Source organism: Tardiphaga robiniae (assembly GCF_013359755.1).
In the GTDB taxonomy this organism is placed as follows: Bacteria; Pseudomonadota; Alphaproteobacteria; order Rhizobiales; family Xanthobacteraceae; genus Tardiphaga; species Tardiphaga robiniae.
The window spans coordinates 17,110-28,901 of sequence record NZ_JABMCJ010000092.1 but is presented as its reverse complement, the minus strand read 5'-3'; the positions used below and the strand labels follow the sequence as shown (position 1 = coordinate 28,901).

The following is an 11,792-nucleotide window of genomic DNA, read 5'->3' as shown; positions in this document are numbered from 1 at the left end:
GCCAGTGGCAACAGGAGGACCGGCAAACCCAAACGCAAAAAAAAGCGCCAGCGTCAGATGTGGTTACCCGCGCGTTAAAATCATACGTGCCGCAGGTCACTCACCTCGTCGACAGCTTCAGCTATAGTCGCAGCATGAGCCTTCGCCTGATTCTCAGCCTCATACTCCTGCCCGCCGTCATTGCTTCAACGCCGCTGGCATTGGCGCAAACCAAAGGCAGCGTCGATCTGAAACCGCTGCCGCCGCTGGCCAATCCGAACGACCCGGCCATCGGCGCCAAAGAACTATTCGGCCGCAAGGTGCTGCCGACGAAATCGCCGGTGCGCGTGGTCGGCTTCTACGCCAAGGGCTGCATCGCAGGCGCCGAAGCGCTGCCGATCAACGGGCCGACCTGGCAGGTGATGCGGCTGTCGCGCAATCGCAACTGGGCGCATCCGCAACTGGTCGAGCTGCTGGAGCGGCTGTCGGTCAGGGCTAACAAGAACGCCGGCTGGCCAGGCATCCTGGTCGGCGACATGTCGCAGCCGCGCGGCGGGCCGATGATCACAGGCCATGCCAGCCATCAGGTCGGGCTTGATGCCGATATCTGGCTGACGCCGATGCCGAACCGCCAGCTCTCGCGCAACGAGCGTGAGGAGATGTCGGCGGTAATGATGGTGCGGCACGACCGGCTCGACATCGATCCGACTACCTGGACGCCGTCCCATCTGCCGGTGATCCGCGCCGCGGCGCTGGAGCCCAGCGTGGAGCGCATCTTCGTCAACGCCGCCATCAAGAAGGCGCTGTGCCGCGAAGCCAAGGGCGACCGCAGCTGGCTGTCGAAGGTGCGGCCGATGTACGGCCATGATTATCACTTCCATGTCCGCATCAAATGCCCGGTCGGCAGTGCCGAATGCGAAGCCCAGCCACCGCCGACTGATTCCGAGGGCTGCAGCGCCGGCGATCTGGCTTACTGGTTCAGCGATGCCGTACTGCATCCGAAACCGCCGCCGGTTCCGCCCAAGCCGAAGCCGCCGATGACGCTCGCAGAAATGCCGGCTGCGTGCCGACAGGTTCTGACGGCACCGTGATCGGCCGACTGGCTATCGCATTGTCGTGAAACCGGGTTAGAACACGCCATCGTTGTGCCGTAAGCCGACGATCAACAACGGGCGCCCCTCCCGCACTCCTTCCATATCAGCCGCGGCTGTCAGCTGCCCGGCCCAATCCTGCGAGATCCAACATGCGCATCAGTGCACGCAACCAGATCAAGGGTACCGTCCTCGAAGTGACCAAGGGCGCGACCACCTCGCATGTCCGCGTCGACATCGGCGGCGGCCAGGTCGTGACCTCGTCAATCACCAACGAAGCCGTTGACGATCTGGCGCTCAAGGCCGGCGGCAAGTGCATCGTCGTGGTGAAGGCCTCCGACGTCATGATCGCGGTGGATTGACTATGTATGCGCGTCTGATTGTCGCGCTCACACTGCTCGGTTCGGCGCCTGCATGGGCTGCCGAGCCCAGCGGCTGTGACAAGTTCAAGTGGCCGATCGACAAGGAGCGCGCCGCACTGACGGCGCAGGATCGCCTCAAGATTGCCTCTGGCGCCGACCTCGCAATTCCCGCCACAGCGATCCTTGATTTGAAGACACCCGCTGAGGCGAAGCTGCCGACGTCCCCGGAGCGAAAGCCGAAAGACGGCACATTTGCAGGCTTTGCGCGCTTCCAGAAGGCACCGAAGGCCGGCACCTACACCGTCAGCCTGTCATCGGCAGCATGGGTCGACGTGGTGCAGGACGGCGAAATCCTGAAGCCGATGGAGTTCAGCGGCGCGACCGACTGCGCCGGCATCCGCAAGACTATGAAGTACGATCTCGCGGCAGGTCCGTTCGTGATCCAGATCAGCGGCGTGAGCGAGAACAGCATCAACTTGGCCGTGCTGCCGTCCGAGTGACGGCAGCCTTAGAGGCCTCCGCGCCCAAGGGCCTTTACCCCCTTGGCCAGCCTGATATTATTCCCCAGCGATATCCCCTGCGGACCGTAAGTCCTCGGGATTGCCGGAACGGCGCTTCCGCCTGTCGCATGTCCCACCCAACCAACGCCTGAGTTGCGCGCATTTTGCGCTGCGCTCACGCATGGAGCGCCACATGAACCGTTTTGCCGGACTTTTCGCTGCGTTCTCGATCCTGCTCGGATCGACCTTCACGCCTGCCCATGCGCAGGACAAAACCCTCACCGTGTTCGCCGCAGCGTCGATGAAGAACGCGCTCGACGAGCTCGATGCCGCCTACACTGCCAAGACCGGCGTGAAGATCACCGCCAGCTATGCTGCAAGCTCGGCGCTCGCCAAGCAGATCGAACAGGGCGCGCCGGCCGACGTCTTCGTGTCCGCCGACACCGACTGGATGGACTACGCCATCGGCAAAAAGAACATCAACGTCGCCACGCGCACCGACCTCCTCGGCAACAGCATCGTGCTGATCGCCGCAAAGGACGCCAAGCTCGACAACGTCACCATCGGTCAAGGCTTCGATCTCGCCAAGCTCGCCGGCGACGGCAAGATCGCCACCGGCGATGTGAAGTCGGTCCCGGTCGGCAAATACGCAAAGGCCGCGCTTGAGAAGCTCGGCAGCTGGACCGCCGCCGAGTCGAAATTCGCCATGGCCGAGAGCGTGCGCGCGGCGCTGACGCTGGTCTCGCGCGGTGAAGCCCCGCTTGGCATCGTCTATGCGACCGATGCCAAGATCGATCCGGGCGTGAAGATCATCGGCACCTTCCCGTCGGACTCGCACCCGGCGATCATCTATCCGGTCGCGGCGACCACCACCGCGAAAACCGAAGCTGCCGACTACCTGACCTTCCTGAGGTCATCGGCCGCAAAGACGGCTCTTGAGAAGTACGGCTTCACGTTCCTGGTCAAGCCGACGTCCTGACACGTGTCCGACATCTCTCCTGAAGAATGGACGGCGATCCTGCTTTCAGTCAGGGTCGCCGTGATCGCGACACTGATCTCAACGCCGATTGGAATCGGCGTCGCCTGGCTACTCGCTCGGCGTGACTTCTGGGGCAAGCCGATCATCGACGCCATCATCTATCTGCCGCTGGTGCTCCCGCCCGTCGTCACCGGCTATCTGCTGCTGTTGCTGCTCGGCAAGCGCGGCATTCTCGGCGCCTGGCTCGCCGAACATCTCGGCATCGTCTTCGCCTTTCGCTGGACGGGTGCCGCGCTTGCATGCGGCGTGATGTCGTTCCCTCTGCTTGTGCGGCCGATCCGGCTCTCGATTGAAGCGGTTGACCGGCGGCTCGAACAGGCGTCGAGCACGCTCGGCGCATCGCCCTGGAAGGTGTTTGCGACCGTGACCTTGCCGCTGGCGCTGCCCGGCGTCCTGGCCGGCATGGTCCTCGGCTTTGCCAAGGCCATCGGCGAATTCGGCGCCACCATTACTTTCGTCTCAAACATTCCCGGCGAGACCCAGACGATTTCCTCCGCGATCTACTCGTTGATCCAGACGCCCGACGGTGACGCGGCAGCCTCACGTCTGGTGATGATCTCCATCGGCATCGCCGTGCTGGCGCTTATCGCTTCGGAATGGTTCGCGCGCCGCGCGACGCAACGGCTGCACGGAAACTGATCGTGCTGCGCGTTGGTGTGTTCAAACAACTTGGCGAATTTTCAGTCGACGTCGCCTTCACCAGCGAAGGCCGCGTGACGGGCCTGTTCGGCTCCTCAGGTGCGGGCAAGACCTCGCTGGTCAGCATGATCGCCGGCCTCGTGCAGCCGGATCGCGGCATCATCGCCGTGGATGGCGACGTGCTCTATGACGGCAGCGCGCGCGTCCACGTTCCGCCGCATCGGCGCCGAATCGGCTATGTGTTTCAGGATGCGCGACTGTTCCCGCATCTGAGCGTCGCGCAGAACCTCGACTACGGACGCCGGATGAACCGCCTGACACGCGATTCTGCTGAGGAAACGCGCATTACAGAGATGCTTGATATCGGACATCTGCTCGATCGTCGTCCCGGCGGCCTCTCGGGCGGTGAACGTCAACGCGTGGCGCTGGGACGTGCGCTGCTATCTCAACCGAGGCTGCTACTGCTCGACGAACCGATGGGGGCGCTCGACGAGGAGCGGAAGGCGGAGATCCTTCCCTACCTCAAGCGGCTGCGCGATGCAGGCGATGTGCCGATGGTCTTCGTCAGTCACGATGCCGACGAAATGCGGCAACTGGCGACGCAGGTAGTGATGCTGAAGCGCGGCCGTGTCGCGGCCTTCGGTGGCACCGAGATCCTGCCGCGTATCATCCCGGCAGCCTGAGCCAATCAGGCGCCGGACAGCGTGGTCCAGCCTCGCTTCAGTTTCGCCTTGAGGGCTTGCCTGCGTGTCAGCTTTGGCGGCGCGGGGTCTTCATCTTCGGGCAGACGCAGGCCAACCACATTGACGCGTCCGCCACCAAGACTGCGCGCGACAAGGTCGATGCTGTCGATCGGCAAGGCGGCGCCAACGGTCGGCGCATGATCGAGATGGATATCGAAATAATCCGCCAGCGTCAGCGATGCCTGGGCTGGATCGACGGCGATGCCGTAGATCGCCGCAAGATCGCCGAGAGTGATTTCGCCAGACACCATGAAATCACCAAGCAGATGCGGGTCCGGCGCCGTGCTCGGCGGCATGTCGACAAAGAAGCGATCCAGCGCCTCGGCCTTTTCCGGCGGCGCCAGCAGATAGATGTAATCGCCGGCCGTAACAGGCTCGGCCTCCGCCGGCGTCAGGATGCGCTCATCGCGAATGACCAGCGTCGGCTTCGACCACGACGGAATGAGATTGCGCTTCAGGTAGAGGCTCTTCGGGCGCACGGCATAGCCGACCAGTTGCTGTTCGAGCTGACCTGGCAAATCGAGTTCGATACGGCGCGGCCCCCTGTCGGTGCGCGGCAGAGCGACATGCAGCTTCCGGGCGGCAAAAGCCAGCGTCCATCCCTGAAACAACAGCGAGATGATCACGACCACGAAAGCGACGTCGAAATACAGCGACGCCTTGGGCAGACCAACCAGCATCGGGATCGAGGCAAGGAAGATTGCGACGGCACCGCGCAGGCCGACCCACGAAACGAACATCTTTTCACGCCAGTTGAAGCGGAAAGGCTGCAAACACAGGAAGACCGCGACCGGGCGCGCCACGAACATCAGAACCAGGGCAACGCCGACCGCCGGAATGATGCTGCCCACCAGCCGCTCCGGCGACACCAGAAGACCGAGCATGACGAACATCACGATCTGCGCCAGCCACGTCGCAGCGTCGAGGAACGTCACCACGGAATTATGCGCCCGCGTCGGACGATTGCCGATGATGATGCCGGCAAGATAGACCGCCAGAAAGCCTGAGGCGTGAGCGATCTGAGCCAGCCCGAAGATCACCAGAGCCGCGGTGCAGACGAAGGGCGCATGCAGCCCCTGCGGCAACGCCACGCGATTCATGGCCAGGACAACCAACCGGCCACCGACGACGCCGATCAGGGTGCCCAGCACGGCTTCCTGAACAAATTCCATTGCCACGTGACCGGCAGAGGCGTCGCCCAGCGACAGAAGCTTGACCAGCGTCAGGGTCAGAAAGACGGCGAACGGATCGTTCGTTCCGGACTCAACTTCGAGTGTCGCGCCAACCCTCGGTCTGAGGCGCAGGCCTTGCGCGTGGACCAGCAGAAAGACAGCCGCGGCGTCGGTGGAAGCCACCACCGCGCCGGTCAGCAGCGCCTGGGTCCAGTTCAGGTCGAGGGCATATTTGGCGACTGGCGCCGTGATCAACGCCGTCAACAACACGCCAATCGTGGCCAGCACCATCGACGGGGCCAGCACCGCGCGAATGGCCTGAAATCGTGTCTTCAACCCACCGTCGAACAGGATCAGCGCGAGTGCAACCGAGCCCACCACATAGGTTGTATGGACGTCGTCAAACCGCAGTCCGCCGGGGCCCGCTTCGCCGGCCACCATGCCGATAAACAGGAAGAACAGCAGCAATGGCGCGCCGAAGCGAAGCGCAAGCAGGCTGGACAGGATGCCGGCCATAACCAGAACTGCGCCGAGAAGGATGGCAATGCTGACGGAATCAAGTGACGCCATGAGGCTCCGAGGCCGGAAATACTTGTAAATCCATGCTTATCGTCGTCATCCCGAGACGCCAAACGTTTTCTGCGTGATACCTATTTGCAGGTATATTTCTCGGGAATTGCCCAAGGCAGAAGCTCCGCTCGATGGCGTCGACGTGGTGCTTGTGTGAATCTCTGCCCATCCGAATCAAATGCGCCGTCCAGCGATGATTCCACACCACACGATACATTCACGACAACGAGAGCTGCGCGATGCTTGACCTGACCGACACCCACGAATTCGTGCTGGCAACCGCACGATCGTTCGGCGCCGAGGTAACCTCGCCGTGGTTCTATTTGCAGCTCGGACTTATGATGGCCGGCGGCGGCATTGCCTTCGCCATCGGGGCCGCAATCCGCTCGCGGGTCGATATGACCTCGCTGGCGATGGGCTGGCCGGCGCCGCTGCGCATGTTCATGCGCATTCTCGTCGGCAGCGCGGCCACTGCGGCCTTTGCGATCCTGATGACCCTCGACCGCGTGATCATGCTGAGCGTGACATGGCCCAGCCGCAGCTATTTGCTGTCAGTGGCCGCGAAGCTTGCACTCGCGTGGCTAGTGATCCGGCTTGTCACCAGCGTGATCCGTAACGAATTCCTAGTCCGGCTGGTGTCGATCTCGGCCTGGTTCGTGGCGGCCCTCAGCATTGTCGGCCAGTTGCAGCCGACCATCACCATGCTGGATGCGAACGGGATCGACCTCGGCGGCCTCCGGTTGACCCCGCTACTCTTGATCAAGCTCGGCGTCTTGCTCGCGGTAGCGCTATGGCTCTCGAACATCGCCAGCAATTTTCTCGAAGGACGCATCAGGCAATCCCATGACCTCACGCCCTCGATCCAGGTCCTGCTGATCAAGCTAGTGCGCCTGCTCTTGATGGTGTTCGCCGTCGCTCTCGTCATGGGTGCGGTCGGCATCAACCTCTCGGCGCTCGCCGTGTTCTCCGGTGCAGTCGGTGTCGGTATCGGTTTCGGCCTGCAGAAAATCGTGGCCAATTTCATCAGCGGCGTGATCCTGCTGGCGGACAAATCGGTGAAGCCCGGCGACCTCGTCACCATCGGCGACAGCTCCGGCCGCATCAGTGCGATGAATACGCGCTACATCTCGGTCGCCGCGGGCGACGGCCGCGAGTTCCTGATCCCCAACGAGGACCTCATTACCCAGAAGGTGGTGAACTGGACCTATACGGACAAGGACACGCTGGTGAAGGTCAATTTCAGCGCCAATTACGATGCGGATCCGCGCGTCGTCTGCAAGCTGGCTATCGACGTCGCCACGGCATCCCCACGGGCCAATACGGCCAAGACGCCGAACTGCATCCTCACTGAATTCGCCGAAGCCGGCATGAAATTCTCACTGACCTTCTGGATCGACTCGCCCGATGGCATGGATGCCGTGAAGAGCGAGGTGATGCTGGGACTGTGGGATGCCTTCAAGCGCGAGGGCATCCGCGTGCCCTATCCGGTCCGCGAGCTGAAAATCCGTGGTGGGGCTCTGCCGGTCGAAACCATCGTCGAAGTCGCCTCCGGTCCGGAATAGTTCCGATGAAGCTACAGGCCGATCTGGTTCCGGCGACGCTGCTGCGGCGCTACAAGCGCTTCCTTGCCGATGTCGAGCTCGCCGATGGCAGCGTGATCACCGCCCATGTCGCCAATCCCGGCGCGATGATCGGCCTGCAGGCGCCGGGCGCGCGGGTCTGGCTGTCGAAGTCGCCGAGCAAGACCCGCAAGCTGCCTTTTTCGTGGGAGCTGATCGAAGCCGATTTCGGCAATGGCCCCGAGCTGGTCGGCGTCAACACGATGCATCCCAATGCCATTGTCGCGGAGGCGCTGGCCGCCAATGCGATCCCCGAACTTACCGGCTACGACATCATCCGCCGCGAGGTGAAATATGGTGCGGCATCGCGGGTGGATTTCCTGCTGGAACACCCGTCACGGCCGCCCTGCTATGTCGAGGTCAAAAACGTCCACATGATGCGCCAGCCGGGATTGGCGGAATTCCCGGATTCAGTCACCGCGCGTGGCGCCCGCCATCTCGACGAACTGGCCGCCATGGTCGCCGCAGGCGCCCGGGCCGTGATGTTGTTCGTGGTCCAGATCGGCTCGTCTACACATTTTGCGCTGGCGCGGGATATCGACCCGGCCTATGGCCGCGCCTTCGACAAAGCCTGCACCGCAGGCGTCGAAGCCATCGCCTATACCTGCCAGATCGACCATGACGGCATCATTCTGGCCGGCCGAGTGCCGATTCAGCCATGAATATGGCCGGCTTGGGGACCGAGCGATGAGGTCCTGGAGAGGCTGCTTTGGCTTGCGCTGACCGCCCCAGCCATTAAATTGGGGCCTCAAATCACACATTCCCGTCGCATCCTGCCTGGCAAGATCACCTGATGAGCTACGTCGAAGCCTCCGAAACCTCCCAGCGAAAAACCGGCCAGATCAAGCTGCACGGTCCCGCCGCTTTTGCTGGCATGCGCAAGGCCGGCGCGCTGGTGTCGCAGTGTCTCGACGAGCTGACCGATCTGGTGAAGCCGGGCGTGCTGACCTCGGCGATCGACGACTTCGTCCGCGAATTCGCCTTCAGCCATGGCGCCTTTCCGGCCACGCTGATGTATCGCGGTTATCGCTATTCGACCTGCACGTCGATCAATCACGTGGTCTGCCACGGCATGCCCGGCGACCGCGCGCTGAAGGAAGGCGACATTGTCAATGTCGACGTCACCTTCATCGTCGAGGGCTGGTATGGCGATTCCAGCCGCATGTACGGCGTCGGCGAACTCGCCCGCAAGGCGGAGCGACTGGTCGAGGTCACCTATGAATCGCTGATGCGCGGCATCGCCGTGGTCAAGCCGGGCAATACCACCGGCGACATCGGCCATGCGATCCAGAGCTTCGTCGAACCGCAGCAGATGAGTGTGGTGCGCGACTTCTGCGGCCATGGCCTCGGCCGCATGTTCCATGACGAGCCGAACATCATCCATGTCGGCCGCCCCGGCGAAGGCGTGACCTTGCGCCCCGGCATGTTCTTCACCATCGAGCCGATGATCAATCTCGGCAAGCCACATGTGAAGGTTCTGTCCGACGGCTGGACCGCCGTGACCCGCGACCGGTCGCTGTCGGCGCAGTTCGAGCACACCGTCGGCGTGACGGCGACCGGCGTCGAGATTTTCACGCTGTCCAAGCGGCATAACGAACAGCCGCCGACGCCCGCCGCCTAAACTTCAAATCGCCACACGACATCGAACACTTTCTAGTTGCAAATGCAGCCGGGCACGGCATGCTCGCGGATAATGTCCATGCGAGCGTTGGCGCCAAATGCCCGTCAGTCCCAGCGATCCAACCACCCCGACGGGTCTTGCCGAAGTGCCGCATTATCATGGCCATCGGGAGCGACTGCGGGAGCGCTTTCGCAGCGTCGGCGCCAATGCGCTGAGCGATTATGAATTGCTGGAAATGGTGCTGTTCCGTGCGCTGCCGCGCAGGGATGTGAAGCCGCTGGCGAAATCGCTGATCACGAAATTCGGCTCCTTCGCTGAGACGGTGCATGCCCCCGACACGCGGCTGCGCGAAATCGGCGGGCTCGGTGAAGCCGCCATCACCGAGATCAAACTGATCGCCGCTGCCACCAGCCGCGTCGCCAAGGGGCAATTGAAACAGCGCACCGCATTGTCGTCATGGGCCACGGTGATCGACTATTGCCGCACGGCCATGGCCTTCGCCGACAAGGAGCAGTTCCGTATTCTGTTCCTGGACAAGCGCAACCAGTTGATCTCGGACGAGGTCCAGCAGGTCGGCACCGTCGATCACACACCGGTCTATCCGCGTGAGGTCGTGAAGCGCGCGCTCGAACTGTCAGCGACGGCCATCATCATGGTGCACAATCATCCTTCCGGCGACCCGACACCGTCGCAGGCCGATGTGCAGATGACCAAGGCGGTGATCGATGTCGCCGCCCCGCTCGGCATCGCGGTGCATGATCACATCATCGTCGGCAAACATGGGCATGCGAGTTTGAAGGGGCTGAAGCTGATCTGAAGCTGATCTAAGGCCAATCAGAACACTTAGTTTTTGATGGTTTTGACGTATTCTTCTGCTGCTCGAATACCACTCTTTGCCTTGAGTGTTAAAGCAGTTGTCCGCGGCTTCCATTCGGACACCAGTTTTTCTGCGTTCTTGAGTTCTTGTTCGGACAACAGTGCAGCCATCTCATTCACATTTTTCGCGGGCGCCAGCTTCGAGAGTTTGAAATACGCATACGACAAAGACAGATCCTTTGGCGCTCCTTTTCCGGCAGAATACAAACGGGACAAACCAAAGAGGGCACCGGGATATCCCTGATCGCCCGCCCTCTTCCACCATTTGAGCGCTTCTTCTGAATTACCTCGCCTGTCATACAGATTAGCGACATCGTGCTGGGCAAGCGCATAGCCGGCTTCGGCAGAAACAAGCTTATACTTTAAAGCTTGATCCGAGTCAGACTCCACGATGCCTGCCCCTTGCCCGTCATAGTAACAACCAAGCTTGTAGGCTCCCAACGGGTCGCTCGACGCAGCTGATTTTTGAAACCACTCAAAGGCCTGCCTGCGATCCTGTTGTGTGCCGATGCCATTATTGTACATCATGCCCACATGATATTGCGCCTCTGCATCTCCCTTGTTCGCCAATGCGACCATTGCATTAAAGGTGTCTGCGTCATTTGCATTGGCAGGCATTGAGAAAAATAACAGGCACGAAAAAGCCAAGGCGAAAAATTTCATCTCACCCTCCAATCGGGTTTGAACCATTTCATCTTGGTCATTCACAACGGAAATAGGTTCGAAGAAGCTGATTTGAACCGGACGGATTGATGCGTAGGGCGCAATCCGGGCAACGACCTCTCCTCGTCGTCCCCGCAAAAGCGGGGACCCATACACGCCGCGGGTCATTTGGAGTGCTGTCGTCGTGGCTCGCCGTTACAATTGCGCATGCCGTGGTTATGGGTCCCCGCTTTCGCGGGGACGACAAACGAAAGCGTGCGGACGACCTACTGTCGCAGCAGGATGAGCGGATCAGCACTATCCGGCACACGGCGCCATTGCGCGTTGTCGTCGGCTTCGAAATGCCACGTCTCGCCCGATGCCGACATCATCAGCAATTCGCCGCGTTCGAGGCGCCACTGCTTGGGATTGAAATTCGCGACCAAGGCCTCGCAGCGCGGCTTCAGGAACACGGCGAAGTTGTCCTGGGTCGTCTCGGTATTGGTCAGCGTCAGGCCGCAGACCACGCGGCCGCTGCCGCGCACCATCGACCAGTCGCCAATCATCTGATCCATCGATTTGGTCAGTGACCGCGCCGCCGCCAGATTCTGCAGGATATAGACGCCCTCACCCGTGCGAATGCCCTCAAAAATGCCGCTCTCGACTTCGGTGAAATCGATCACCGCTTCGCCCGTCGGATTCTGCAGCCGGACGATATCGAGCCCCTTGATGTTCCAGGCTGCGATATCCTTGGTGAAAGGCAATGCTTTCGCGCAATCCGGTTCGAGTTCGAGCTTCAGCCCCTGCGGCGACGTGTCGTTCTTCAGCGTCACCACGCAGGTCTTGCTGCGCTCGGTGGTGGAGAGCTCCCACTGCCCGATCATGTTTTTCCGAAGGGTGGCGGCATCCTGAGCTCGCGCCGGTGCGCCGACAAGCATC

General features: G+C 61.7%; 13 protein-coding genes. 10 read left to right on the top strand and 3 right to left on the bottom strand.

The genetic code is table 11. The features are described 5' to 3' along the window. The first annotated feature begins 134 nt into the window (after nt 1–134). The 6 genes from mepA to modC all read left to right on the top strand — a co-directional run bounded on the left by mepA (nt 135) and on the right by modC (nt 4,293). Nucleotides 135–1,070 (top strand): penicillin-insensitive murein endopeptidase, encoded by a 936-nt coding sequence (gene mepA, locus HP556_RS22080; protein ID WP_175368545.1) that lies wholly within the window; start codon nt 135–137, stop codon nt 1,068–1,070. A gap of 152 nt (nt 1,071–1,222) precedes the next feature. Beyond that, nucleotides 1,223–1,432, top strand: a complete 210-nt coding sequence (locus HP556_RS22075; protein ID WP_089262895.1) for a TOBE domain-containing protein — start codon at nt 1,223–1,225, stop codon at nt 1,430–1,432. A 2-nt stretch (nt 1,433–1,434) separates the two neighbouring features. Beyond that, nucleotides 1,435–1,932 (top strand): hypothetical protein, encoded by a 498-nt coding sequence (locus tag HP556_RS22070; RefSeq protein WP_175368544.1) that lies wholly within the window; start codon nt 1,435–1,437, stop codon nt 1,930–1,932. Between the two features lie 193 nt (nt 1,933–2,125). Next, on the top strand, nt 2,126–2,911 hold the full coding sequence (modA, locus tag HP556_RS22065; protein WP_175368543.1) for a molybdate ABC transporter substrate-binding protein: 786 nt from the start codon (nt 2,126–2,128) through the stop codon (nt 2,909–2,911). Between the two features lie 3 nt (nt 2,912–2,914). Beyond that, nucleotides 2,915–3,610, top strand: coding sequence for a molybdate ABC transporter permease subunit (gene modB / locus HP556_RS22060; RefSeq protein WP_120288219.1), 696 nt, complete (start codon nt 2,915–2,917; stop codon nt 3,608–3,610). 2 nt (nt 3,611–3,612) lie between these two features. Then, on the top strand, nt 3,613–4,293 hold the full coding sequence (modC, locus tag HP556_RS22055) for a molybdenum ABC transporter ATP-binding protein (protein WP_175368542.1): 681 nt from the start codon (nt 3,613–3,615) through the stop codon (nt 4,291–4,293). A gap of 5 nt (nt 4,294–4,298) precedes the next feature. Here modC and HP556_RS22050 read toward each other — a convergent pair whose 3' ends face one another. After that, a complete protein-coding gene (locus HP556_RS22050) occupies nt 4,299–6,095 on the bottom strand; it encodes a potassium/proton antiporter (protein ID WP_093759886.1) in 1,797 nt (598 codons plus the stop codon). Nucleotides 6,096–6,334: 239 nt separating this feature from the next. Between HP556_RS22050 and HP556_RS22045 the strand changes: the two genes are divergently transcribed. From HP556_RS22045 to radC, 4 genes are all read left to right on the top strand, one after another. Next, nucleotides 6,335–7,657 carry a mechanosensitive ion channel family protein gene (locus HP556_RS22045; RefSeq protein ID WP_175368541.1) on the top strand — a complete coding sequence of 441 codons (1,323 nt, stop codon included), beginning with the start codon at nt 6,335–6,337 and terminating at the stop codon, nt 7,655–7,657. Between the two features lie 5 nt (nt 7,658–7,662). Beyond that, nucleotides 7,663–8,376, top strand: a complete 714-nt coding sequence (gene sfsA / locus HP556_RS22040) for a DNA/RNA nuclease SfsA (protein WP_175368540.1) — start codon at nt 7,663–7,665, stop codon at nt 8,374–8,376. Nucleotides 8,377–8,507: 131 nt separating this feature from the next. After that, nucleotides 8,508–9,335, top strand: a complete 828-nt coding sequence (map, locus tag HP556_RS22035; RefSeq protein ID WP_120288215.1) for a type I methionyl aminopeptidase — start codon at nt 8,508–8,510, stop codon at nt 9,333–9,335. 97 nt (nt 9,336–9,432) lie between these two features. Then, nucleotides 9,433–10,152, top strand: a complete 720-nt coding sequence (radC, locus tag HP556_RS22030) for a RadC family protein (RefSeq protein WP_175368539.1) — start codon at nt 9,433–9,435, stop codon at nt 10,150–10,152. Between the two features lie 26 nt (nt 10,153–10,178). Here radC and HP556_RS22025 read toward each other — a convergent pair whose 3' ends face one another. Together HP556_RS22025 and HP556_RS22020 are read right to left on the bottom strand one after the other, a co-directional pair. Next, entirely contained in the window at nt 10,179–11,042 is an 864-nt protein-coding gene (locus HP556_RS22025) for a tetratricopeptide repeat protein (RefSeq protein ID WP_175368538.1), read from the bottom strand. Nucleotides 11,043–11,140: 98 nt separating this feature from the next. After that, the gene (locus HP556_RS22020) at nt 11,141–11,791 is read right to left on the bottom strand and encodes an AprI/Inh family metalloprotease inhibitor (RefSeq protein ID WP_175368837.1); all 651 of its coding nucleotides are present in this window, start codon (nt 11,789–11,791) and stop codon (nt 11,141–11,143) included. Nucleotide 11,792 lies beyond the last annotated feature (1 nt).